Annotated in this window: 21 protein-coding genes; 5 read left to right on the top strand and 16 right to left on the bottom strand. The window is 63.8% G+C overall.

Annotated features, from left to right (window positions below; genetic code table 11):
• The first annotated feature begins 9 nt into the window (after positions 1–9).
• Complete coding sequence (locus RCH14_RS00395) at positions 10–381, top strand: sirohydrochlorin chelatase (protein ID WP_407070032.1); 372 nt, start codon at positions 10–12, stop codon at positions 379–381.
• Positions 382–470: 89 nt separating this feature from the next.
• Here the strand turns inward: RCH14_RS00395 and cobA are convergent, their stop codons facing one another.
• From cobA to RCH14_RS00365, 6 genes are read right to left on the bottom strand one after another with little or no spacing between them, the layout of a single operon-like run.
• Entirely contained in the window at positions 471–1190 is a 720-nt protein-coding gene (gene cobA / locus RCH14_RS00390; protein ID WP_343024194.1) for a uroporphyrinogen-III C-methyltransferase, read from the bottom strand.
• A 16-nt stretch (positions 1191–1206) separates the two neighbouring features.
• Positions 1207–2532, bottom strand: a complete 1326-nt coding sequence (locus RCH14_RS00385) for a GTP-binding protein (protein WP_343024193.1) — start codon at positions 2530–2532, stop codon at positions 1207–1209.
• On the bottom strand, positions 2532–3464 hold the full coding sequence (gene cysD / locus RCH14_RS00380) for a sulfate adenylyltransferase subunit CysD (RefSeq protein ID WP_343024192.1): 933 nt from the start codon (positions 3462–3464) through the stop codon (positions 2532–2534). The genes RCH14_RS00385 and cysD overlap by 1 nt, the downstream gene beginning before the upstream one ends.
• Before the next feature lie 30 nt (positions 3465–3494).
• The gene (locus RCH14_RS00375; protein ID WP_343024191.1) at positions 3495–4211 is read right to left on the bottom strand and encodes a phosphoadenylyl-sulfate reductase; all 717 of its coding nucleotides are present in this window, start codon (positions 4209–4211) and stop codon (positions 3495–3497) included.
• 9 nt (positions 4212–4220) lie between these two features.
• A complete protein-coding gene (locus tag RCH14_RS00370; protein WP_343024190.1) occupies positions 4221–4772 on the bottom strand; it encodes a DUF934 domain-containing protein in 552 nt (183 codons plus the stop codon).
• Positions 4765–6453 (bottom strand): nitrite/sulfite reductase, encoded by a 1689-nt coding sequence (locus RCH14_RS00365; RefSeq protein ID WP_343024189.1) that lies wholly within the window; start codon positions 6451–6453, stop codon positions 4765–4767. Before RCH14_RS00365 ends, RCH14_RS00370 begins: the two co-directional genes overlap by 8 nt.
• Before the next feature lie 165 nt (positions 6454–6618).
• On the opposite strand from RCH14_RS00365, the gene RCH14_RS00360 reads away from it, so the two are divergent.
• The 4 genes from RCH14_RS00360 to RCH14_RS00345 are packed head-to-tail and all read left to right on the top strand — an operon-like array spanning position 6619 to position 9268.
• Positions 6619–7557, top strand: coding sequence for a CysB family HTH-type transcriptional regulator (locus RCH14_RS00360; RefSeq protein WP_343024188.1), 939 nt, complete (start codon positions 6619–6621; stop codon positions 7555–7557).
• Positions 7557–8270: an L-histidine N(alpha)-methyltransferase gene (locus tag RCH14_RS00355; protein WP_343024187.1), complete on the top strand. Its 714-nt coding sequence runs from the start codon at positions 7557–7559 to the stop codon at positions 8268–8270. Before RCH14_RS00360 ends, RCH14_RS00355 begins: the two co-directional genes overlap by 1 nt.
• Positions 8267–8791, top strand: coding sequence for a GNAT family N-acetyltransferase (locus RCH14_RS00350; protein WP_343024186.1), 525 nt, complete (start codon positions 8267–8269; stop codon positions 8789–8791). The genes RCH14_RS00355 and RCH14_RS00350 overlap by 4 nt, the downstream gene beginning before the upstream one ends.
• Before the next feature lie 30 nt (positions 8792–8821).
• Positions 8822–9268, top strand: coding sequence for a YaiI/YqxD family protein (locus RCH14_RS00345; protein WP_343024185.1), 447 nt, complete (start codon positions 8822–8824; stop codon positions 9266–9268).
• Between the two features lie 8 nt (positions 9269–9276).
• On the opposite strand, the gene RCH14_RS00340 is transcribed toward RCH14_RS00345, so the two are convergent.
• The 10 genes from RCH14_RS00340 to RCH14_RS00295 form a co-directional block, all read right to left on the bottom strand.
• Positions 9277–10728, bottom strand: a complete 1452-nt coding sequence (locus RCH14_RS00340; protein ID WP_343024184.1) for an ATPase domain-containing protein — start codon at positions 10726–10728, stop codon at positions 9277–9279.
• Entirely contained in the window at positions 10725–11135 is a 411-nt protein-coding gene (locus RCH14_RS00335; RefSeq protein WP_343024183.1) for a hypothetical protein, read from the bottom strand. The genes RCH14_RS00340 and RCH14_RS00335 overlap by 4 nt, the downstream gene beginning before the upstream one ends.
• Positions 11136–11246: 111 nt before the next feature.
• On the bottom strand, positions 11247–12524 hold the full coding sequence (locus tag RCH14_RS00330) for a hybrid sensor histidine kinase/response regulator (protein ID WP_343024182.1): 1278 nt from the start codon (positions 12522–12524) through the stop codon (positions 11247–11249).
• A gap of 347 nt (positions 12525–12871) precedes the next feature.
• A complete protein-coding gene (locus RCH14_RS00325; protein WP_343024181.1) occupies positions 12872–13912 on the bottom strand; it encodes a porin in 1041 nt (346 codons plus the stop codon).
• Between the two features lie 150 nt (positions 13913–14062).
• Entirely contained in the window at positions 14063–15169 is a 1107-nt protein-coding gene (locus tag RCH14_RS00320; RefSeq protein WP_343024180.1) for a histidine kinase, read from the bottom strand.
• Between the two features lie 119 nt (positions 15170–15288).
• Entirely contained in the window at positions 15289–16050 is a 762-nt protein-coding gene (locus RCH14_RS00315) for a LytTR family DNA-binding domain-containing protein (protein ID WP_343024179.1), read from the bottom strand.
• Between the two features lie 104 nt (positions 16051–16154).
• Complete coding sequence (locus RCH14_RS00310; protein ID WP_343024178.1) at positions 16155–17438, bottom strand: histidine kinase; 1284 nt, start codon at positions 17436–17438, stop codon at positions 16155–16157.
• A 316-nt stretch (positions 17439–17754) separates the two neighbouring features.
• A complete protein-coding gene (locus RCH14_RS00305; RefSeq protein WP_343024177.1) occupies positions 17755–20118 on the bottom strand; it encodes an EAL domain-containing protein in 2364 nt (787 codons plus the stop codon).
• 133 nt (positions 20119–20251) lie between these two features.
• Complete coding sequence (gene fdhD, locus RCH14_RS00300) at positions 20252–21109, bottom strand: formate dehydrogenase accessory sulfurtransferase FdhD (RefSeq protein ID WP_343024176.1); 858 nt, start codon at positions 21107–21109, stop codon at positions 20252–20254.
• On the bottom strand, positions 21106–23457 hold the full coding sequence (locus RCH14_RS00295; protein WP_343024175.1) for an FdhF/YdeP family oxidoreductase: 2352 nt from the start codon (positions 23455–23457) through the stop codon (positions 21106–21108). Before RCH14_RS00295 ends, fdhD begins: the two co-directional genes overlap by 4 nt.
• Positions 23458–23616: the final 159 nt, after the last annotated feature.

Genomic DNA, 23616 nt, shown 5'->3' with positions numbered 1-23616 from the left:
ATGACGACAATGAAACGTGGCCTGATCCTGTTTGCCCACGGCGCGCGCGCCGCGTCCTGGGCAGTGCCTTTCGAGCGCTTGCGCGACCAGACGCGCGAGCGCGTCGCCGGGGCTGTCGTGGAACTGGCCTTCCTGGAACTGATGACGCCGAGTCTTCCCGACACCATCGACGCACTGCGCGCGCAAGGCATCGACGAGATCACGGTGGTGCCGGTGTTTCTGGGGAAGGGTGGTCATTTGCTGCGCGATTTGCCGGCGCTGTGCGACGAGGTGCGTGCGGCGCATCCGGATCTCACGCTGAATGTCGCCGGCGCCATCGGGGAAGATCCGGGTGTGCAGCGGGCGATGACGGATTATTGCGTCAATTCGTTGGGTGGTTGAACGCGTGGACGGGATACCCGTCCACCCTACCCGTTGCCTGACATCGTAGGGTGGACGGATTTTCCGTCCACGCGTTCAACGAACGTGAATCAATCCGGCTGGTGCTCTCGCCGCGCCAGCGCTTCACCCAGCATGACCAGCACCGGCCCATGACCGGGCTCCAGTCCACGCGCGAGGTCGGTCAGCGTCAAACGCAGGATGCGTTGATCGACGCGGCTGCAATTTTCCACCACGACCACCGGCAGATCAGCGCGTCGGCCTTCGGCCAGTAACCGTTCTGCGGTGGCCGCCGCTTCACGCCCGCCCATGTACTGGACCAGCGTGTCGGTTTCGGGCAAGGCGGGGTGATCCGGTTCATCGGGCGCGGTACTCGACGTGAAGAACGCCACGCTGCGCGCGACGCCGCGCTTGGTCAGTGGCTGCTTGGTCGCTGCCGCCGCCGCGACGGCCGTGGTAATGCCGGGTACCACTTCCACCTCGATGCCTTCGGCTTCGAGCGCCCGGAGTTCTTCATCGGCGCGCCCGAACAGCATCGGGTCGCCGCCTTTCAGACGCACGATCAGCGCATATTTGTGCGCGCACTCCACCAACTGGCCGTTGATCAGCGTCTGCGCCATCGAGCGCTGGCCCGAGCGCTTGCCGACCGAGATTTTATCGGCCCGTTCGCACAACGCCAGCATCTCGGGCGTGACCAGCGCGTCGTACAGCACCACATCGGCTTGTGCCAGCAGGCGCGCGCCGCGCACCGTGATCAGGTCGGCCGCGCCGGGGCCTGCTCCCACCAGATAGACCTTGCCCAGTGCCGCCATAGCGCCCCTTCGTTGTTTACGCGTCGATGCGGATCATACCTGCGGCCACGGTCTGGTGAGTGACCTCATCGATCAGGATGAACGCACCCGTCGCGCGGATCGCGTCGTAGGCATCGGCCGCCAGCGGCTGCTGCACGGTCAGTTGCACGCGTGCGATGTCGTTGAGCTTGAGGCCCTCGGCTGGATGGCGCTGCTGCGTATTTACGTCCAGCAGCGTGTCGATCCGTACAAACTTGGCCGCCGTCTGGCGCGTGCCGTGCTTGAGCCAATACTTGCGGCGCAGGTCGAGCGGCTCGTCGGCCATCCAGCAGACATCGGCCGTGACTTGCTTGAGCAAGGTCGCCGGCTGTGCGCTACCAGACAGCATGTCGCCGCGCGAGACATCCACGTATTCGTTCAGCACGAGCGTGACCGATTGGCCGGCCGTCGCTGACTGCAGCGAGCCGTCGAACGTGACGATCTCTTTCACCGTCGCGCTCTGGCCGGACGGCTGCACGACCAGCGTGTCACCGACGCCCACGACGCCCGATTCGATGCGGCCCATATAGCCACGGAAGTCCTTGGCCGCGTGGCCGTTGTGGCGCGCCACCAGCTGCACCGGGAAACGGAAGGGCGCGCTGTGCGATTCGTCATAGACCGACAGCGATTCGAGCAGGTCGATCAGCGTCGGGCCGTCGTACCACGGCGTGTTCGTCGATTTCTCGACCACGTTGTCGCCGGTAAGCGCCGACAGCGGAATGGCCGTGATGTCCTTCAGGCCCAGCGAAGCCGCAAAACGCCGGTATTCGGCCACGATGCGCCCGTAGATCGCCCCGTCGTAACCGATCAGGTCCATCTTGTTGACGGCCACCACGACGTGCTCGATCTGCAGCAGTTTCGCGATGGTCGAGTGGCGTTTGGTCTGCGTGAGCAGGTCGACGCCGCCATCTTCACGCAGCGTAACCTTCGACACGTCGATCAGGATGATGACGGCGTCGGCGGTCGACGCGCCCGTGACCATATTGCGTGTGTACTGCTCGTGGCCTGGTGTGTCGGCGATGATGAATTTGCGCTTGGGCGTGGCGAAGTAGCGGTAGGCCACGTCGATCGTGATGCCCTGTTCGCGCTCGGCTTCGAGGCCGTCGGTCAGCAGCGACAGGTCGATCGTGTCGCCCACGGTGCGCTTGTGCTTGGCGCGCGAGACGGCGGCCAGTTGGTCAGCAAAAATGCCCTTGCTGTCGAACAGCAGGCGGCCGATCAGCGTGCTCTTGCCATCGTCGACCGAGCCGGCCGTGATGAAGCGCAGCAAGGAACGGTTGGCTTTGGTGTCGCCGTTGGCGTTGAGATCAGTCATGGCGTTCATCAGAAGTATCCTGCTTTCTTGCGTTTTTCCATCGAGGCTTCGGAGGTCTGGTCATCCATGCGCGTGGCGCCCCGTTCGGTGACGTCGGTAACCGCCGTTTCGGCAATGATGTCGGCCAGCGAATCGGCGCTGGAGGCGACCGGGCAGGTGCACGAGATATCGCCCACGGTCCGGAAGCGCACGGTGCGGTTCTCGACCGTCTCGCCATCGCGCGCTGGGGTCAAGGGCGTGAGCGGCACCAGCAGGCCATTGCGTTCGATGACGTCGCGCTGGTGCGCGAAATAGATCGACGGCAGCGCCAGCTTTTCGCGCGCGATGTATTGCCACACATCGAGTTCGGTCCAGTTCGAGATCGGGAACACGCGCATGTTTTCACCCGGATGGACGCGGGTGTTATACAGATCCCACAGCTCGGGGCGCTGGGCTTTCGGGTCCCACTGGCCGAATTCGTCGCGGAACGAAAAGATGCGTTCCTTGGCACGGGCTTTTTCTTCATCGCGGCGGGCGCCGCCGATGCAGGCGTCGAAGCCGTGTTCGGCGATGGTTTCCAGCAGCGTCACGGCCTGCGCCGCGTTGCGCGAATCCGTGGCCGGGTTGCGCAGGCGCACGGTGCCACGGCGGATCGATTCCTCGACGCTGCCGACGATCAGGCGCTCGCCCAGTTCCGCGGCGCGCGCGTCGCGGAAGGCGATCACTTCGTCGAAATTGTGGCCGGTGTCGATGTGCACGAGCGGGAACGGGAAGCTGCCCGGGCGGAAGGCTTTTTCGGCCAGGCGCAGCAGGACCACCGAGTCCTTGCCGCCCGAGAACAGCAGGGCGGGGTTGCTGCATTCGGCGGCCACTTCGCGCAGGATGTGGATCGCTTCCGATTCCAGCGCGTCCAGGTGGGCGGCGTTTACTTCGTTAAAGAGTTTCTCGGTAACAGATGTCATGGCTGTGCCTATTCTTGTATGTGCCGCGGCTTACGCGGCCACGGACTTGATGCGGATAAGTTTGCCGTCTACCACGTGCAGCCCGCATTCTTTCGATTCCGGATTTTCCCACCACCAGCGGCCGGCGCGCACATCTTCGCCCGGCTGGACGGCGCGGGTGCAGGGTTCGCAGCCGATCGACGGAAAGCCGCGATCGTGCAGCGCGTTGTATGGTACTTGATGCAAGTGCAGATACTCCCAGACGTTCTCTTCGCTCCAGTCGGTCAAGGGATTGAACTTCTGCATGGCGTGGCCAAGATCGTCTTCCTGCACGGCCAGCTCGGCGCGCGTGGCCGACTGCGCGCGGCGCTGCCCGGTGATCCAGGCGCGCTTGCCGGCCAGCGCGCGGCCGAGTGGCTCGACCTTGCGGATGCGGCAGCATTCCTTGCGCATGTCCACGCTCTCGTAGAACGCATTCAGACCGTTTTGCGTGACGTAGCGCTCGACCGCCAGCGGGTCGGGACGGACCAGGGCGATATCGTAATCGTACCTGTCCTTGACGCGATCGACCATGGCCAGCGTTTCGGCATGCAGGCGACCTGTCTCGAGCGAGAAGATCGCAATCGGCAATTCTGCCTTCAGGATCAGGTCGGTCAGCACCATGTCCTCGGCCGCCAGGCTCGATGCGAACACGGCCGGCGTGAAATCGCGGGCGATACGTTCCAGGATCGCGTGGGTGTCGGCCACGCGGCGGTGCAGATCGCTCATGGATGGCTCCTAGCTTGCAAGGTCGCCTGACGGCGCCGGGGTTTCCCTCGGCACGCGGCGGAACAACGGCACCGGATTGTCGATCGACGCCTGGTAGGTTTCCGAAAACACGGACAAGCCCTTGAGCGCATCGTGAATGCTGCGGTCAGGACGGGTGGCAAACGCATCGAAGCCGCAGCGCTGCATCTGGAACAACTGGTCGCGCAGCACGTCGCCGATGGCGCGCAGTTCGCCCGTCCAGCCCAGGCGCCGCCGTAGGTTGAAGGCGGTCGAGTAGCCACGGCCATCGGTGAACTTCGGAAAGTCGACCGCGATGACCGCAAAGCGGCCCAGATCGTCCTTGATGCTCTCCGCGCGCTCGTCCGGTGCCAGCCACACGCCAAGCTCGGCGCGCGTCTCCAGCACAGCTCGTTGAGCCAGCCAGACGGTCAGCGGCACGATGATCTTGCCGGCCGGGACGTCAATGGTCTCGGCTGCATCGGTTTCTGCAAGACGCAGCAAGCTCCAGTCGTCGGCGACGACTTCGCGGCCCTTGATGATCTGTGGGTGAGCGTCAAGCATACTGATCTTCCTTCGCGGGTTCGCCGGCCGGAATCGGCGTGGCATACAGGTGTTCCTTGAATGGGGCGATGCCCAGACGGCCCACGGTGTCGACGAAGCGTTCACCCTCGATCCGACACTGAACATACGTTTCCAGCAGGCGCCCGATGACTTCCGGCATTTGCGGCGCCGAGAACGACGGCCCGATGATCTTGCCGATGGCTGAGGTGTTGCCCTGCGCGCCGCCGACCGACACTTGGTACCACTCGCTGCCATCCTTGTCCACGCCCAGGATGCCGATATTGCCGACGTGGTGGTGGCCGCAGGCATTGATACAGCCCGAGATGTTCAGTTCGATGTCGCCGATATCGTGCTGGAAGTCCAGGTCGTCGAAGCGTTCGGCAATGGCCGCGGCAATCGGCAGCGACTTGGCATTGGCCAGCGAGCAGTAGTCGCCGCCCGGGCAGGCGATGATGTCGGTCAGGAGGCCGATGTTCGGCGTGGCCAAACCCTGCGACTTGAGCAGTTGCCACAGCGTGAACAACTGACTCTGCTCCACATCGGCCAGGACCAGGTTCTGCTCGTGCGTCACGCGCACTTCGCCAAAGCTGAATTGGTCGGCCAGGTCGGCCACGAAATCGAGTTGGCCGTCGGTCGCGTCGCCCGGCGGCACGCCGGTTTTTTTCAGCGACAGCAGCACGGCGGCGTAACCCGGCACCTTGTGCGGCTTGACGTTGCGCTCGAGCCAGTTGGCGAACGGTTTGTTGTCCTGCTGCGAAGCAGCGACGTCGATGGTCTGGAGCGTGCGGTAAGCGTGCGGCTGGAACCACTTGGCGACGCGGTCGAACTCTTCCTGCGTCAATGTCTCGGGACCATCCTTCAGGTCGGCCCATTCGGCCTCGACCTGGCGCGTGAATTCCTCGACGCCCATGGCTTTGAGCAAGATCTTGATGCGTGCCTTGTATTTGTTGTCGCGACGGCCGTTCTGGTTGTACACGCGCATCACGGCTTCGGTGTACGTCAGCAGGTGCTGCCATGGCAGGAACTCGCGGATGACGCTGCCCAGGATCGGCGTGCGGCCCATGCCGCCACCGGCCATGAACTTGAAGCCAACGTCGCCGGCTTCGTTGTGCACGACCGTCAGGCCGATATCGTGCACGGCAATCGCGGCGCGGTCTTCCAGTGCGCCATTGATCGCGACCTTGAACTTGCGGGGCAGGGCGGCAAATTCCGGGTGGAAGGTGCTCCACTGGCGCAGGATCTCGGCGAACGGGCGCGGATCGATGATCTCGTCGGCCGCCACACCGGCGAACTCGTCGGTAGTAATGTTGCGGATGCAATTGCCGGAGGTCTGGATGGCGTGCATCTCGACCGAGGCCAGGTCGGTCAGGATGTCCGGGGTCTGTTCCAGCTCGATCCAGTTGTACTGGATGTTCTGGCGCGTGGTGAAGTGGCCGTAGCCGCGGTCGTAGGTACGGGCGATGTGGCCGAACATGCGCACCTGGGCGCTCGACAGCAGGCCATAGGGCACGGCGACGCGCAGCATGTAGGCGTGGCGCTGCATGTACAGGCCGTTCTGCAGGCGCAGCGGGATGAATTCTTCTTCGAGCAACTCACCGCTCAGGCGGCGCGCCACCTGGTCGCGGTACTGGGCGATGCGCTCGCGAACGATGAGATGGTCGTACTGGTCGTAACGATACATGGGCTTGTTCCGGTAAGGGCGGATAGTGCACGCCCATTCAATAATATTCCGATGATACGGAGATCGACTTATATTCCAAACTACGGATAATTTATTTGCTTATATACGTAACCCGAATAAGCATCTTAAAATGCTGTTCGCAGATCCCACAAGAATATTTCCAGAATGAACCTCCATCAGCTGCGCTTCGTGCGCGAGGCCGTGCGCCAGAACTACAACCTGACCGATGCCGCCAAATCGCTGTTTACCTCCCAGCCCGGGGTCTCGAAGGCGATCATCGAGCTGGAAGAAGAGCTGGGCGTCGACATTTTCACGCGCCACGGCAAGCGCATCCGGGGCTTGACCGAACCGGGCCGGCTGGTGCTGCAGTCGGTCGAGCTGATCATGCAGGAGATCGAAAGCCTCAAGCGCATCGGCAAGGAGTACGCCGCCCACGACAGCGGCAGCTTTACCATTGCCACCACGCACACGCAGGCGCGCTACATGCTGCCGAAGGTGGTGCAGGCCTTCATGCAGAAATACCCGAAGGTACGCCTGTCGCTGTTGCAGGGCAATCCGAAGCAGATCGCCGACATGGTCAAGAGCGACCAGGCCGACCTGGCCATCGCCACCGAGGCCATCACGACGATCGACGGCCTGATCACGCTGCCGGCCTACCAGTGGGAACACGTGGTGGTGGCCCCGCACGAGCACCCGCTGTTCAAGTCGCGGGCGATCTCGCTCGAAGAAATCGCCAGCTACCCGATCATCACGTATGATGCCGCCTTCGCCGGGCGCAGCAAGATCGATCACGCCTTTGGCCTGCGCAGCCTGAAACCCGACGTGTTGCTGGAGGCGATCGATGCCGACGTGATCAAGACCTACGTCGAACTGGGCATGGGCATCGGCATCATCGCCGGCATGGCCTACGATGCCGAGCGCGACCGCGGCCTGCGCGCCATCCCGGTCGGCCATCTGTTCGGCATGAACACGTCGCGCGTGGCGATCAAGCAGGGCGCCTACCTGCGCAGCTATGTGTACACCTTCATCGAACTGCTGACGCCGACACTGAATCGCAAGATGGTCGAATCGGCCATGCGCGGTGGGGACAATTACGAACTTTGATGCACAACGACATTTCAATGGAAGCACCGATGGACAAGAATCCGGTTATCGCCTATTACGACAGCATCGCCGCCCACTATGACAACGCCGCCGCCGAGGTGGTCGACGAGCAGCTCGACGACCTGGACGAAGCGCGCGAGCAAATTTCCACGCTCCTGGCCGGTCACCGCATCCTGGAGCTGGGCTGCGGCAGCGGCGCCTGGACCGAGGTGCTGGCCGAAACGGCCGCGTCGATCGTCGCCACCGACGCCAGCGCCGCGATGCTCGAGCTGGCCCGCATGCATGGCGACGACCTGGACAATGTCGAGTACCGCCTGCTGGATGCGCTGAATTTGATGACCGACCCTTTGCCGGACGAGCTGGGCGCGGGCGACGACAAGTTCACGGCCGTGTTCCTCGGCGGCCTGTGGGCGCACCTGACCCGCAAGCAGCAGGACGACCTGCTGCAGGCGCTGAAAAAGCGACTGGGCAAGGATGTGCTGCTGGTGCTGTTCGACGATAACTACGTCGAAGGCGAGAGCGCCGTCACCGTGCGCACCGACTTGCTGGGCAACACCCACGAATTCCAGCTCGACGCCGACGGCAAGCAGCATGAACTCGTCAAGAACTACCCGACCGACAGCGCGCTGCGCAAGCGCGTGGGCGTGGCCGGGCGCGAGATCCGCGTGGCGCGCTGGGAGTTTTACTGGGTGCTGACCTGCCGCTTGAAATGACAGTGCCGCTGCAGCCAGCCGACAGTCGATTCGCGGTCGAGCGTGCCACACGCGAGCATCAGGCGTTGTTGTTCCGCATGCTGCAGTTGTATTACTTCGAGGCGACGCACTGGAGCGGCGAAGACTTGCTGGCGGATGGGCTGTACGAGTGCGACGCGGATGGGGTGGCAAGCTATTGCGAGCCAGACGGCGTGGACGTAGCGTACCTGTTGACCGTAGATGGCCAAGCGGCCGGTTTTGTCCTGGTCGAGTTGATCCCGTTCGAGAATGGACAGATCCGGGAATTGGCCGACTTGTTCGTCATGCCGAAGTACCGCCGTCTCGGCCTGGCCGAGGCTGCCACGCGCAAGATCGTGCCGGGTCACGAAGGGCCATGGTTGTTTGCCGTGTTTCGCAAGGATGAACGTGCGCTGCGTTTCTGGCAGAGCGCTTTTACGCGGCTGCCGTTCAGGTCGGTCCAGCCCGGGCCACACCATGAGCTTTTTCACCAGTTCATCATCAATGGTGAAGCGCCCGACTGATCTTTCAGAACCACTCACTTCATTCTTATCATGCATATCTGGGTCGATGCCGATGCCTGTCCTGGTGTCATCAAGGACATCCTGTTCCGGGTGGCCGAGCGCACGCAACTGAACGTCACGCTGGTAGCGAATCAGTTGATCAGGGTGCCAGGCTCGCGTTTCATCCGCGCGCTGCAGGTGCCATCGGGCGCCGATGTGGCCGATGCCGAGATCGTCGAGCGGGTCAGTCCGGGCGACATCGTCGTCACCGGCGACATTCCGCTGGCAGCGCTGGTGCTGGAAAAGGGTGGCCTGCCGCTCAATCCGCGCGGCGACTGGTACACGAAGGACACGATCGCGCAACAACTGACGATGCGCGCCTTCATGGAAGAGCTGCGCGGCAGCGGCGTCGATACGGGCGGGCCGGCGGCGTTCAGCCAGGCCGACAGCCGCCATTTCGCCAATGCGCTCGATCGCGCACTGGCCAGGCGCAAGTAAGCCGCCCGTCAGCCTCGCCCATGCAGGCGCGGCTGCCCCGTCAGGATGCCTTCGTAATGTTCCAGCGTGTCACCGACGTGGATGTCGCCGTCGTGGATGTCGTAGAAGTGCAGGTGGTCGCTATGCGCGCTGGCGCGCACCTTCACCACCGACATCACCCGGCGCAGACGGCCGTGCAGTTCGACATAGCGCTGCATCACGATCGCATCGGCCAGGAAGGCATTGCCGTACGTTGAAAAGCGCAGGTCGGTGTACCGGTCTTCGGTCTCGGCGGTCAACAGGACCGTCACGCCCATCTGCGTCAACGAGGCCACCAGCCGGTAGAGCGACTCGCGGAAGTCTTCGCGAAACACCGAAGCCAGCGCCATTTCAAAGCCGGACAACGAATCGATGACGACCCGCTTGGCGTTCATCTTGATGATCATTTCGATCAGGTCATGCAGCACTTCGTCGAGCGATAAGTCGAGCGTGCGCGTGTTGATCACGCCGGCGCTGCCGCTTTCGACCAGCGCATCGAGCCGCTGGCTCATCAGCTGATTCGGACTTTTTTCAAAGGCCGCGATGATCCCCGGTTCGCCAACACGCGCCCCTGCTTCGAGAAACTGGGTGGCCAGTACCGTCTTGCCGGACCCCGACGGGCCGACGACCAGCATCGAATAGCCGGCTGGTAGTCCACCCCCGAGCATCGTGTCGATCGCGGGTACGCCCAGCGACAGGCGCTGCGTCGGCTTGAAGCGCGCTGGCGCGCCCAGGCCTTGCCCGACCATCGCGCGCGGGAAGATGCGCAGGCCCTGCTCGTCGATGCGAAACGTGTGCATCCCCAGCCTTTGTGCGTGGCCGCGCAGCTTGACGACCTGGATCTTGCGCACCAGGGCATCGCGGTGTACCAGTTGAGACAGCCAGATGATGCCATCGGCAACCGTGAACACGGGACTTGACTCTTCTTCGGGCGCCAGGTACTCGCCAATCAGGAAGGTCGTCGCCAGCCAGCTCGTCATCTGCATGCCCAGTTGCTGGACAAAATGCTGCAGGTTCGCGCCGTCGTCAAGGCCGCGCGCCGTCTGCACGACGGAGCGGAACGAATCGACAAACACGAGGCTCGCGCCAAAAGCGCGGACTTCTTCCGTAATGCGGGCAAGCACGGTATCGAAATTTCCCTCGAGCAGATCGGCCGAGAGGTTGACGAACCGGATCGAGTCATCGATTTTGTCGGGATCGAAGAAAGGGAACTGTTGCTGATAGCGCAGCATCTTGAGCGCAGGTTCGCCCAGCACGGTGAAGAAAATTGCCCGCCGCGCCGGGCTGGCCAATGAAAACATCATCTGGTGCGCCATCGTCGTCTTGCCGCTGCCCGGTGTTCCGGCAAGCAGGTTGAACGAAAACTCGGGCACGCCGCCGCCCAGCAAATCATCGAGTCCGGGCACGCCGGTCGGCAGCAGGCGGATAGTTACTTTGTTCATTTTGATGGCTCCGATGCATCTTCTACAGCGAGCGTCTTCCAGGCGGAATGGAGGATGCGATTGGTTACGAGTTCGCCGACCAGCAGGATCAGGGTATCGGCGAAAATATGCAGCAATGCGGCGCTGGCGCGCTCCGATTCTTCGGGGGCGCGGCTGGCCAGCAGGGTCGACAGATGGGTGAGTGCGCCGGTGTCGGCCGGTTGCACTCCAGCCAGCCATGGATGGTCTGGTTCGAGCTCATTCATGCATCTGACCAGCAGCGAATCGAACCCCTGGTGACCGATGATCTTGCCGAGCGCGGTCGCGATGCTCGTCCACAAGGTCACGCTGGATTCGCCACGTTGTCCAAGCACCAGCACGGCGCGCTCGATCAGCGCGTGCCGCTGGAGGTTGATGGGAGCCGTCATGGACATTTCCTGGAAATAATTCGGCTTGATGTTGGCGCAGGGAGGATGGCTCTCCGCTGCGTTGATGGGCAGGGCTTCAGGGTGTACATTGCATAACACTGCACGAGGCGATCACACGGAGGGCTGCGGGGCATGCGCTGTCTTGAGGGGAACCGAAGCGACCAACTGTAACAGATTATCAATATTGATCGGCTTTAACAGATGCTCGTCAAATCCGGATGCCAGGGCGCGCGCCCTGTCCTCAGGCTGGCCGTAGCCCGATATGGCCACGCAAAAGGGCGTGGCCTGGGCCAGGGTGGCGCGCAAGGTCCGGACCAGGTCGTAGCCAGTCATCTTTGGCAGGCCGATATCGCACAGGACGACATCGAAGGCGCCGGTACATGCCAGTGCGAGTCCGGCGACGCCATCGAACGCCTTGATGACGGTATGATTCTCTGAACACAACACCATCTCCAGCATCTCGCTGGCATCCAGGTTGTCTTCGACCAGCAGAATATGGTGGCGCAATGGGGGCGCCACGGCGTCAGGCACCACGTCGAGCGGCGCATCGGTTACCTCGAGCAGCGGCAGCCTGACCGTGAAGACTGTGCCGTGGCCCAGTCCAGGACTGGCTGCGCTGACGCTGCCACCATGCATCTCGACGACATTGCGAACGATATTCAAGCCGATTCCCAGGCCACCCTGGGAGCGGGCCAGCGTTCGGGGACCCTGGGTGAACAGGGTGAAGACGGTCGGCAGGACGTCGGCGGCGATGCCGTCGCCGTCATCTTCGACCGTCACGACCACGTCATTGCCGACGATGCCAACCCGAAGAGCAATGCTGCCGCCAATCGGTGTGAATTTCGACGCGTTGACCAGCAGGTTCGAGAACACTTGCGCCAACCTGACAGCATCGCCAAACACCCAGATGGCGTGATCAGGCACCTCGATGCTCAACTGCTGCCTGCGATCGTTGACGCGTGCCTGCACGGTGTCCACCGCATTGGCAAGCTGCTCGGCAACCAGCAGCGCCTGCTTGTGCAGTTCGATCTTGCCGCTGCTGATGCGCGCCGCGTCGAGCAAGTCGTCCAGCAGGCGCGAGAGTTGCCCCACTTGCCGTTCGATGATGGCCTTGATGTGCAACAGCTCGGTTGACGGCTCTGGCAGTTTTCCCATCATCGCGCTGGCCATGCTGATCGGCGCAAGCGGATTGCGCAGTTCGTGGGCCAGCATTGCAAGAAATTCATTCTGGCGCCGGTTGGCGGCTTCTGCTTGTGCGCGCAAGTCCTCGGCATCGAGTGTTGCCAGCAGAAGATGCTGATTGGCACTGCACAGGATGGCGTTTTGTTCTATCAGCGCATCGTGCTCGCCATCGGCGTCTTGTAGCGGCGCTGGCGTGGTCATCGGCATGGATATGTTGTTGATTCCTGGTTGTATTGACCATCGACGACTATTGGTAGCAATAGACGAGCATCATACAACCTCGAAGTACTTTGGCAACAAATATTGCGAAAATAATGGATGTTGCCGGGAATTCGGTGCAATCCATGCGCGTTTTCCGCAGGCGACAAGAACGGATGCGTATCCCAATCAGGGTCACAGGCAGCAGTGGCCCACTGCGCCAAAAAAAACGCCAACCGGCGAGGGTTGGCGTTGCATGAACGAGGTGCCTGTTGTCCGCAGCCGGTGTTGCCACAGGCCTGAGCAGGTTCAGGCGCCGTCACGCGTCGCCAGTGACGGCGCGTGCGGCCCGATGCTTAGAAAGCGTGACGGATACCGACGGTCAGCACCGATGGATCGGCGCTCAGCGCGCTGATGGCCGGGACGCTCGAGACCGGGGTCACGTTGTTCGACGACGAGTTGATCCCGAAGGCGGCGCGGTTGTTGTTGCTCAGCTGGGCGTAGGTGCCGTAGAAGTTGGTGCGCTTCGACAGCGTGTAGGTGTACGACACCGCCACGGTGTTGCCCTTGGCGCCATTGTTCAGCTTTTGCTGCTGGAAGTTCAGGAAGAACTTGTTGGCGCCCATTGCGTACGATGCGCCGATGTTGGCGTTCTTGTACTCGACGCCATTGGTGGCGGTGGTGCCTTCCAGTTCGGCTTCCAGGTAGTTACCCTTGATTTCGAAGTCGCCGAATTTGTAGCCGGCACCGAATGCCATTTCCTTGTCGTCACCCTTGGCCAGGCGCTCGATGGTGTGGTAGCCGGCGCCCAGGTACAGGCCGCCGATCTTGTATTCCAGCGCGATGCCCAGCAGGTCGCCCGATGGGTCGACGGTTTTTTCGGCGGTCGAGTAAGCCGCGTTGACGACGAAGCCCGACAGATCGTTCGATTTGTAGTTGATCGAGTTCGACAGGCGACGGGTCAGACGGCTGGTGCCGAAGGCCGACAGGTTGCTGCCGTACATGCCTTGACCGTTGATGTCCGATGCGGCGGCGACAGCAGCAATTGGCGAGTACTCGCGGCCCAGGGTCACGGTACCGAAGTTGCCTTGCAGGCCAACCACGGCGCGGCGGCCGAAGGTTTGCGAGTCGGTGGCGCCGGTGTCCAGCGCGACGCCGGCTTCGATGTTGAACAGGGCTTTCAGGCCATTGCCGAGATCTTCGGTGCCGCGGAAGCCCAGACGGCTGCTCGACTGGTTGCCCGAACTGACGGTGGTGCGACGGTCTTCACCCGGCACGTCGGTGTCTTCGAGAGCGACGGCCGCGTCCATCACGCCATAGATCTGGACGTTGGTTTGGGCGGATGCGAACAGTGGCAGGGATGACAGCACGGCGGCGGCCAGGAACTTATACTTCATGAAGATCTCCAGTGTGGTTTCGACAAGATGTTGAGTTTGCAATCAACTCAGATCGACAGCGATCTTATCGAGACTATGTGTCGAGTTCATGACAGCTTGGCACTGTTGTTTTTATGCAATAGGAGGATCGGCACCCCGATTGTTTGGGCATCAGACCACGTGGCCCGCAATGGGCAGCACGATATCGATCCGCGTCCCCGGCGGCTCGTCGGCCCCGATCGTGATGTCGCCCTGCATGGCCCAGACCCGCTCGCGCATGCCGATCAGGCCCAGCGACTCGGCCTTGCCCATGTCCTGGGCGCGGATGCCCCGGCCGTCATCCTGGATCGTCAGCAGCAGGTCGCCATTGATGCGGTACAGGTTGACGCACACGTGCTGCGCATCCGCATGGCGCGCGATATTGGTCAGCGCCTCTTGCACAATGCGAAAGATGGCAGTGCTGGCCGCATCGTCCAGCCGCAATTCGGCTTCGTCGGCGAGAATCGTGCAGGCAATGCCGTGGCGTTCGGTGAATTCGTCGCGCAGACCCTGCAATGCGAAGTAGAGCCCGCCTTCGTCGAGTGCGCGCGGGCGCAGGTTGGTGGCAATCCGGCGCAGCGACGCGATGGCCGTGAGCAGATTGCTTTCCATGCTGCCGAGCAGCGGCGTACTGGCCTCGGGCAAGCGCTCGACACGCGCGAGCAGCGTGAGGTCCATGCGCAGCGACGCGAGCAGTTGCCCGAGGTCGTCGTGCAGCTCGCGCGCGATATGGGTGCGCTCTTCTTCGCGGATGCTTTGCAGCGCCGACGACAACTGGCGCAACTGGTCGTGCGAGCGCGCCAGTGTTTGCTGGACCAGGTGACGCTCGGACACATCGCGCAGGATCACCGTGTAGATCGGCCGGCCTTCGTGCTCGACGCTCGAGATCGACCCTTCGATGGGAAAACGTTCGCCATCGCTGCGCATGCCGGTGACGGCGTAGTCGGTGGCGCGCCGGCCGGCGCGACCGAGGCCGGCCGGAAAATAGTCGGGCGGGGTGCGGGCATCTGCGCCTGGCGCGGCGATGAAGCGCGCCAGCGCGCTGCCTTGCAAATTGGCCACGCCCGTATCGAACATGCGCGCCGCAGCCGGGTTGGCCAGCAGGATGGTGTTGTCGTGGCCGACCGACAGGATGGCGTCGCTGGCGTTGTGCAGGATGCGCCGGCTGTCGCAGGTGCGTGCGGCGCGCTGGTCAGGGCTGCGGTTATGTCGCAGGTGCATCGTGCGCTGGAGTTTCATGCGGGCAGGGGGCGAGAAGGCCACGGGCGCGGGCCGGACCTTCTACACTACGCGTACGCCCCGCTGGAGGCCTTGCGAGGTCACAAGGCGCGCACTGGCACGCGCGCCCGGCAACGTGGTCACATCTGCTTGAACAGGTGCAGGAAGCTGCGGCTGACTTCGAGCTTTTCGGGGCGGCCCTTGACCATCACCAGGTGGCGGCCACGGATATCGCGCGTCACGCCTTCGATCGCATTGACGTTGACCAGCGTCGCGCGGTGGATTTGCCAGAACAGCGACGGGTCGAGCTCATCGGCCAGGTCGCGCACCGGCTTGCGGATCAGTGCCTCGAAGCCGCTCGTCTGCACGCTGGTGTATTTTTCGTCCGAGCGGAAGAACAGGATGTCTTCGACGGGAATCATGCGCAGGTCCTGGCCGATGCTGGCCTGGATCCACTGCAGGTGCTTCGGCTTGGGCGAAGCGATCTTTTCGGCCAGCTGGCTCAGCATGGCGCTGACGCTGTCGTTCACATTGTCCTGCGGGCGCTCGAGGCGCTCTTTCAGGCGGTCGACCGTCACCCGCAAGCGGTCCGGCTCGGTGGGCTTGAGCACGTAATCGATGGCCCCGCGCTCGAACGCTTCCACCGCGTACTGGTCGTAGGCGGTGACGAACACGATCAGGCTCTTGTCGCCGATGTCGCGCGCCGCTTCCATGCCGGTCTTGCCCGGCATGCGGATGTCCAGAAACGTCAGGTCAGGCTTGAGTTCGCCCACGAGTTGCACTGCTTCGTCACCGTTCTTCGCTTCGCCAACGATCTGCAGTTCGGGCCAGGCATCCTGCAGGCGCATGCGCAACTGGTCGCGCATCAGTCTTTCGTCATCGGCAATAATCGCGGTGGGCATGGTGGTCTCTTGACAGTGTTGTTATGGAAATGTGATTGAATGATTATTCAATGAAACTGACCAACAGGCAAGCTGTCGATCGCCGCTACCCGTCGGTCAATCGATTACTTTGACAACTGGTAGGGCACTTCGATCGTCGCGATCACGCCGCTCGGGCTGTTGGCGCCGATGTGCAGCCAGCCGGCATCGGCATGCAGCAGTTTCAGGCGCTCGCGGATCGTTTGCAGGCCCAGGCCGGTGCCGTCGCTCGGCATCACACCAAAGCCCACGCCGTCGTCGGCCACGGTCACCCGCAGGCGGCTGTCGACCACTTCGGCGACGATGTTCAGGGTGCCGCCTTCCGGCTTGCACTCCAGACCGTGCTTGATGGCGTTTTCGACCATCGACTGCAGCATCATCGGCGGGAAGGCCGCGCTGCGCAGGCCGTCCGGCACGCGCAGGTTGACGCTCAAGCGTTCTTCCATCCGCATCTTGAGCAAGTCCAGGTAGGCATTGACCATGTCGACCTCACGCCCGAGGCCGGTGACGACGGCGTTGTCGCGCATCTGCGGCAGCACCGCGCGCAGGTACTGGATCAGGCTGCGTTGCATGGCCGACGCGCGTGGCGGATCGACCCGGATCAGGTGCTCGACCGACGCCAGGGTATTGAATAAAAAGTGGGGCTCGACCTGCGCCTGCATCATCTGCATTTTCGTTTCCATCAGCTGGCGCTGCATCGCTTCGCGTTCGGCCGCCGCGTTGGCGACCTGGGCTTCGGCGTCGGCGCGCTTCTTGCCACCGACCAGCGCCTTGGTGCCGAACAGCGCCAGCAGCAATAGCACGACGAAGTTCATGAACCAGGTGGACGCTTGCTTGTGATAGCGCGACACCTTCTGTTCGGCCGCGTCTTCGACGGCGGCCTCGATGGCGTTCGACAATTCTTCGCCGATTTGCGGCGGCAGCTCGATGTGGACCGAGTCACTGCCCGGCGAAATATTCACGGCGCCGGCGCCCGAGGATGGCGCTGTCGTCGTCACGGGCGGGCCCGGTGGTGCATCGGGCGCTTCCGGCACTGCGGGCACCTCGGGTGCTTCGGGGGGCGTTGGCGGGGCCGGATCGGCCGGGCGGGTTCGGGTACGGGGATTGAAGCGGATGCCGCTTTCGTCGATCAGGATGCTGGCGTCGCTGCGGCGGCCCGATTCGCGCTCGGCGCGGGCAATCTCTTCTTCGGCGGGGCCGTTGAACAGTTCTTCCTGCAGGATGCCGGCGGCGGTCAGGGTCAGGCCGGCAAAAAGAAGAAACTTCCACCATGACAGCTGGGTGACCCAGGTCGCCACGCCATCGAAGGCGCGGTAGAGCCAGGACAGGATGCCGGCCAGATGGTGCTGTGTCGTGCTGCGTGCTTGCATGGCGTTGTCGATCGTCGGAGTAGGCTGCATCGGCCCGAAGCGGCGGCCGTTGGAATGATGCAACTTTAACGCGCCGCGCGCATCAGGGCCAGTATCCTGCGACAGCCTGCACGAATCGGGGAATGGACGGGGCTGGCGTTACGGTATGGTTAATCGGCCACATTGATTGCCGTAGGGTGGACGGCTATGCCGTCCACGCGTTCGATTCAAGTTGGATGTGTCGCGCACCGACGTTCATTGAACGCGTGGACGGGCTTCGCTTGATGTCGTGGCGCAATGACGCGTGTTGAACGCGTGGACGGGAAACCCGTCCACCCTACAAGGCATGTTGCCGCTGCGCGAGGAAAGCACGCGCGGCAGCGGCCGACAACGGGGCGCTGAACCATTGCCCCTGCATCTGGTCGCAGCCGTGGCTGCGCAGGAAGTCGACCTGCGCCTCGGTTTCCACGGCTTCGCCCACGACCGTGATATCGAGATTGTGCCCGATGTCGATCAGGGTCCTGGCCAGCGCGCCATTGCGGCCGTGGTCGGCGATGTCATGCACGGCCTTGCGCGACAGTTTCACCTGGCGTACCGACAACTGCTGCAGGAACGCCAGATCGGAAATCCCCTGGCCGAACTGGTCGATCGACAGCATCGCGCCGGTGGCGCGCAGTTGCACCGCCAGGTCGCGCCCCAGGCCGGGGTTGCGAATCAGGTCGGCTTCGGGGATTTCGATTTCAAGGCTGCCTGGCGGCAAACCGGTGTCCTGCATGCGGCGGGCGATGCCGGCGATGAAATCGGGCCGGCTGTATTCGCGGTGCGTCACGTTCACCGCCACCGGCAGCCCGGCATAGCCGGCGCTGCGCAGGTCGCGCGCGAAGGCGCAGGCCTGGTCCAGCACCCAGCCGCCGATCTCGACGATCTGCCCGCTTTCTTCGGCTTCGGCCAGGAAGAACGCGGGCAGCATCACGCCATGCTCGGGATGGCGCCAGCGCAGCAGGGCCTCGAATCCCCGCACCTTGCCGCTGCGCGCTTCCATCCGGGGCTGGAACAACAGGAACAACTGATCATCGTCGAGGGCGCTTCGCATGCTGTCGGCCAGTGCGGCGCGTGCTTCGCTGACGTTGTGCATTTCACGCGAATGGAAATGCACGCCACCACCATGGCGCTTGGCGCGGTGCATCGCCATGTCGGCCGCGCGGATCAGGTCGGCTGTCGTCGCGCCATCGTGCGGGTAGGCTGCCACGCCCAGGCTCGCGCTCACGTCGATGTCGTGGCCGCCAAACGCGACCGGCATGACCAGCGCGCGCCGCAACCGCTCGACCATGCGCAGCGTGAAGCGCAAGGTGGGCTGGTCGACCAGCACCAGCACGAACTCATCGCCCGCCGTGCGCGCCACGGTATCGCTGTCGCGCACGGCTGCCTGCAGGCGCCGCGCCACGACCTTGAGCACGGCATCGCCGGCATCGTGGCCGAACGTATCGTTGATGGCCTTGAAACCGTCCAGGTCGATCAGCACCGCAGCCACCAGCGTCTGGTGGCGCTGGGCCAGGTGCAGGGCGTGGTCAAGACGGTCCCGCAACAGCGTGCGGCTGGCAAGGCCCGTCAGGCTGTCGTGGTTGACGTCGTGCTCGACATGGTCGGCGCGCTGCTTGCTCGCGGTGACGTCGTTGATGATGCCGATAAAATGCGTGACCTTGCCATTCTCGTCGTGCACGGGCGTGATCTGCAGGTCATTCCAGAACAGTTCGCCATTCTTGCGCAGATTACGCAGCACGACATGGACCGAGCGATGCTCGCGCAGCGCCAGGCGCATGCGGGTGCGCTCGTCCGCGTCCAGGCCGGGCGCCGCCATGAAGCGCGAGTCGCGCCCGATGACTTCCTCGGCGCTGTAGCCGGTGATGCGTTCGAACGCCGGGTTGACGTACTCGATCAGGTGGTCGGGCCCTGTGCCGTGGGCGATGATCACGCCATTGCGGGCAGCATTGAGCGCACGCCGGTACAGGGCCAGCTGGCGCTCGCGTGCGCGTTGCCGGGAAATGTCGATGCCCATGCCGAACAGGTACTGGCTGCCGTTGCAGTCGATGCGCGCGCCGCGCAGCAGCATTGGCGTTTCGCGGCCGCTGCGAGAAACGTAATCGATTTCAAGTGCGATCTCGGTATTGTTGTCGAACATGGCGTTGATCTGCTTGAGCGCGCCTGGCCGGTCGCGCGGGTCGAGCATCGTGATGCCGTTGGCCGCGGCGATTTCGTCCGGCATCATTTCGCACAGCCGCTCGAGGTTATGGTTCCACAGCAGGACGCGGCCTTCGCGGTTCATGATGTAGAAGGTGCCCGGCAGCAGGTCGACGACGGCGGACAGCGGTGTCGCGCCGAGGCGCTCGCCTTCCGGGGCGCCCAGCGCGGCCGGCGTGATGGTGACGCTGTAGCCGAGCGGGGCAGCGTCGCGTGCATGCTGCAATACGAGGCTGACGCTGGCAGGGCGGGGACCGGCGGCGGCGGCCAGGGTGCTCTGGCTCTGGCCGGCATCTTCCAGCGCGGTCCAGCTGGTACCGGCCAGCAGGCTGGCGGCGGGTTGGCCGATGACGTCGGCTGCGGCGCGCCCGAACAGCGCGGCGCACGCCGGGTTCCAACTGGTGATGATGCCCGCTTGGTCAGCCAGGAAGCTGACCTGCTCGGCAGGGGCAAACGTTGACATGTCGGGCCGCCTCTCTTGCATCGCGTCGCGTCGGGTGCGCGCAGGCGTCCAGCTTATACCCGTTCAACATGGTTGTCGCGAAGCGCGCACGAGGCGTGCGCAGGGCTCTGGGGCAGGCGCCTGCACCAGGCAGTCAGGTCAGGCGTTGCGGATGGCTGTAGACGACATGGCGGCCAGCGCGCACGAAGCCGGCCAGCGTCACACCGGCAGCATCGGCCAGGCGCACGGCCATGGCCGTGGGCGCCGAAATGGCCGCGAGCACGGCAATGCCAGCGCGTGCGGTCTTTTGCACCATCTCGAAACTGGCGCGGCTGGTCACGACGATGAAACCGCTGTCCGCTGGCACGCCAGCGTGCGCCATTGCGCCGATCAATTTGTCGAGTGCATTGTGACGACCGACGTCTTCGCGCACGGTGCGCAGCACGCCATCGCAGTCGGCCCAGCCCGCCGCGTGCACGGCGCCGGTCGCCAGGTGCAGGTGCTGGCGCGCCGCCATCGCCCCCATCGCGCGGTGCAGCGCATCGGGCGCGAACTGCGCCGTCACGCCATGCGCGCCGCCATCGCGGGCGTCCAGCAGACCCGTTTCGCGCTCGAACCAGGCCAGGCTGTCGACGCCGCACAGGCCGCAGCCGGTCTTGCCGGTGCGTGCACGCCGTGTTTCCTTCAGGCGCGCCATGGCGCCGGGGGCAATGTCCATTGACAGCGTGATGCCGTGCGGGCCCGTATCGACGGCAATGTCGCGGATATCTGCCACTTGGCGCACGATGCGCTCGGACAGCGAAAAGCCCAGTGCAAAGTCTTCCAGATCTTGCGGCGAGGCCAGCATCACGGCATGGCTGATGCCGTTGTAGACGAGTGCTACCGGCACTTCCTCGGCCAGCACTTCGACCAGCGATTCGCTCGCGCCAGCCTGCCAGCAGGCCGCCGCCACGCTGCTGGCGACGGGAAAGTCCGGCCCGCCGTCGCCGGGGAAGCACGTGCGCGCGTTCATGCCACGCTCGTTTCCGCGCTGGTGGTCCCGCTTGCCGCCCCGCTTGCAGCTCCACTGCGGGTGCGCTCGAGCAGGACGTCGATGGCTTTTGCCGCTGGCACCTTGCTTTCCTTGGCGTGGTGCCACAGCGGGATCAGGGGATTGCACTCCGGGTAGTACCCGGCGATGCAGCCGGTCGGGACATCGTAGGGCACGATCTGCAAACCCTCGACGCGCCGGTCGACGCCATCGTCGGCATGCGTGCGCAGCGCCACCACGTCGCCCTTGCCGAGGCCATAGCGTTCCATGTCGGCTGCATTCATGAACAGCACCATGCGGCTGCCGTGCACGCCACGGAAGCGGTCATCGTTGCTGTAGATCGTCGTGTTGAACTGGCCGTCGCTGCGGATCGTAAACAGACGCAGAATGTCGGGGCCGCCCGGCATGTTCGGGTTGCCCGGCAATTCTTCGGGCACCGTGAATTCGGCCTTGCCGCTCCCGGTCTTCCAGAAACGCTCGGCGGCGGCCAGCGGCTTGCGGTAGCCGCCCGGCGTCCACATGCGCTCGTTCAAGTCCTTGAAGATCTCGGGGAAGGTGACACCCATCGCCTTGCGGATTACCCGGTAATCGGCCACCCAGGCGTCCCAGTCAACATTGGGGTTGGGTGCCAGCGTCGCCTTGGCGATGCCGGCCACGATCGCCGGCTCGGATAGCAGACCGGGCGCGGCCGGCTCGGTCATCCCGCGCGAGCCGTGCATGTGCGACGTGCTGTCTTCGACCGAGACGGACTGGTCGCCCGAGCCCTGGCGGTCGATTTCGATCCGGCCCAGGCACGGCAGCAGGTAGGCCGCCTTGCCATGGATGACGTGGTTGCGGTTGAGCTTGGTAGCAATCTGGACCGTCAGGGGGAGCTCGCGCCAGGCTGCTTCCATCAGGCCGGTTTCCGGCACGGCGCGCAGGAAGTTGCCGCCCAGGCCGATGAATCCCTGCAGATCGCGCTTGATGATGGCTTCGCAGGCGTCGACGGTCGTCAGACCCGTGTCGCGTGGCGGCTCGAAATTGAATTGCTCCTTGAGCTTGTCGAGCGGCGCGAGTTCAGGTTTTTCGGTGATGCCGACCGTGCGCTGGCCCTGCACGTTCGAGTGGCCGCGCACCGGGCAGATGCCGGCGCCCGGCTTGCCAATATTGCCGCGCAACAGCAGCAGATTGACCATCATCGTCACATTCTGCACGCCGTTGCGGTGCTGGGTCAGGCCCATGCCGTACACGCCCAGTACCGCACGCGACCTGGCATAGACGCTCGCTGCCTCTTCGAGCGCGGCCTGCGACAGCCCCGCTTCGCGCTCGATCGCCTGCCACGAACAGGCGCGTACGGCGCCCTCGAAGGCGGCAAAGCCGTTGGTGTGTTCCTGGATGAACGCGATGTCGAGCACGCGCTGGTCGCCGGCGGCCAGCGCCGCATCGTCGAGCGCGAAGATCGCCTTGCACATGCCCATGATGACGGCCGTGTCGCCGCCCGGCTTGACCTGGTGGTACTGGGTCGAAATTGCCGTTTCCTGCCGCGTGAGCATCTCGAGCGGCGACTGCGGATTGGTAAAACTCACCAGCCCCCGTTCGCGCAGCGGATTGAAGGTGATGATGGGCATGTCGCGCTTGCGCGCTTCTTGCAGCTGGTGCAGCATGCGCGGGCTGTTCACGCCCACGTTCTGGCCGAAGAACAGGATGCAGTCGGTGTCCTCGAAATCGCTCAGCTTGACCGTACCCACGGCAACGCCGATGGTTTTTTGCAAACCGACCGACGTGCTCTCGTGGCACATATTGGAACTGTCCGGCAGGTTGTTGTTGCCGTACATGCGCGCCAGTAACTGGTACATATACGACGTTTCCAGCGAGGCGCGGCCCGATGCGTAAAACACCACCTGCTTGGGATCGAAGCCGCGCAGTGCGGCGCCGATCTCGTTGAACGCCACGTCCCAGTCGACCGGCAGGTATTTGTCGCTGGCGGCGTCGTAGCGCAGCGGCGTGGTCAGGCGTCCGTGGTCTTCAAGCTCGTGGTCGCTCCAGGCTTCGAGCTCGGTCAGCGTGTGGCGCTGGAAAAAACCCGCGCCGATCGACTTGCTCGTGGTTTCCCAGGCAGTGGCCTTGGCGCCGCTGGCGCAGAATTCGAACGGGTGCGGATTGGCCGGTTTGGCCCACGCGCAGCTGACGCAGGCGAATCCGTCGGTCTTGTTTTGCTTGAGCAGCAAGCCCGTGTCTTTGACGACGACGTTCTGGTCGGTGAGGATCGTGCTGACGTCGCCGACAGAGCCCCAGCCACCGGCTGGCATCGTCGCTTTGGTAATACGGACCTGCTTTTTCTCGTCGCTCATTGCTCACTCCCGCTGATGGAGTGGATACCGTAACGTTCATGCAAGAGCGCTTCGGTGCGCGTGCGCACATTCAGCGGCGATCACGGGGCAGGAGCGGGACAAGACGGTTCAGTCCGCCGCAAACGGGAAAACGTCATTCCCGCGCAGGCAGGAATGACG

It is taken from the genome of Massilia sp. MP_M2 (assembly GCF_039123635.1).
GTDB lineage: Bacteria > Pseudomonadota > Gammaproteobacteria > Burkholderiales > Burkholderiaceae_D > Telluria.
This window is presented reverse-complemented; position numbering and strand designations above follow the sequence as displayed.

Bases quoted from the DNA above. Each gene is read 5' to 3' on its own strand.
- RCH14_RS00395 (WP_407070032.1), top strand. From the start codon at position 10: ATGAAACGTGGCCTGATCCTGTTTGCCCACGGCGCGCGCGCCGCGTCC.
- cobA (WP_343024194.1), bottom strand. From the start codon at position 1,190: ATGGCGGCACTGGGCAAGGTCTATCTGGTGGGAGCAGGCCCCGGCGCG.
- RCH14_RS00385 (WP_343024193.1), bottom strand. From the start codon at position 2,532: ATGAACGCCATGACTGATCTCAACGCCAACGGCGACACCAAAGCCAAC.
- cysD (WP_343024192.1), bottom strand. From the start codon at position 3,464: ATGACATCTGTTACCGAGAAACTCTTTAACGAAGTAAACGCCGCCCAC.
- RCH14_RS00375 (WP_343024191.1), bottom strand. From the start codon at position 4,211: ATGAGCGATCTGCACCGCCGCGTGGCCGACACCCACGCGATCCTGGAA.
- RCH14_RS00370 (WP_343024190.1), bottom strand. From the start codon at position 4,772: ATGCTTGACGCTCACCCACAGATCATCAAGGGCCGCGAAGTCGTCGCC.
- RCH14_RS00365 (WP_343024189.1), bottom strand. From the start codon at position 6,453: ATGTATCGTTACGACCAGTACGACCATCTCATCGTTCGCGAGCGCATC.
- RCH14_RS00360 (WP_343024188.1), top strand. From the start codon at position 6,619: ATGAACCTCCATCAGCTGCGCTTCGTGCGCGAGGCCGTGCGCCAGAAC.
- RCH14_RS00355 (WP_343024187.1), top strand. From the start codon at position 7,557: ATGCACAACGACATTTCAATGGAAGCACCGATGGACAAGAATCCGGTT.
- RCH14_RS00350 (WP_343024186.1), top strand. From the start codon at position 8,267: ATGACAGTGCCGCTGCAGCCAGCCGACAGTCGATTCGCGGTCGAGCGT.
- RCH14_RS00345 (WP_343024185.1), top strand. From the start codon at position 8,822: ATGCATATCTGGGTCGATGCCGATGCCTGTCCTGGTGTCATCAAGGAC.
- RCH14_RS00340 (WP_343024184.1), bottom strand. From the start codon at position 10,728: ATGAACAAAGTAACTATCCGCCTGCTGCCGACCGGCGTGCCCGGACTC.
- RCH14_RS00335 (WP_343024183.1), bottom strand. From the start codon at position 11,135: ATGACGGCTCCCATCAACCTCCAGCGGCACGCGCTGATCGAGCGCGCC.
- RCH14_RS00330 (WP_343024182.1), bottom strand. From the start codon at position 12,524: ATGCCGATGACCACGCCAGCGCCGCTACAAGACGCCGATGGCGAGCAC.
- RCH14_RS00325 (WP_343024181.1), bottom strand. From the start codon at position 13,912: ATGAAGTATAAGTTCCTGGCCGCCGCCGTGCTGTCATCCCTGCCACTG.
- RCH14_RS00320 (WP_343024180.1), bottom strand. From the start codon at position 15,169: ATGAAACTCCAGCGCACGATGCACCTGCGACATAACCGCAGCCCTGAC.
- RCH14_RS00315 (WP_343024179.1), bottom strand. From the start codon at position 16,050: ATGCCCACCGCGATTATTGCCGATGACGAAAGACTGATGCGCGACCAG.
- RCH14_RS00310 (WP_343024178.1), bottom strand. From the start codon at position 17,438: ATGCAAGCACGCAGCACGACACAGCACCATCTGGCCGGCATCCTGTCC.
- RCH14_RS00305 (WP_343024177.1), bottom strand. From the start codon at position 20,118: ATGTCAACGTTTGCCCCTGCCGAGCAGGTCAGCTTCCTGGCTGACCAA.
- fdhD (WP_343024176.1), bottom strand. From the start codon at position 21,109: ATGAACGCGCGCACGTGCTTCCCCGGCGACGGCGGGCCGGACTTTCCC.
- RCH14_RS00295 (WP_343024175.1), bottom strand. From the start codon at position 23,457: ATGAGCGACGAGAAAAAGCAGGTCCGTATTACCAAAGCGACGATGCCA.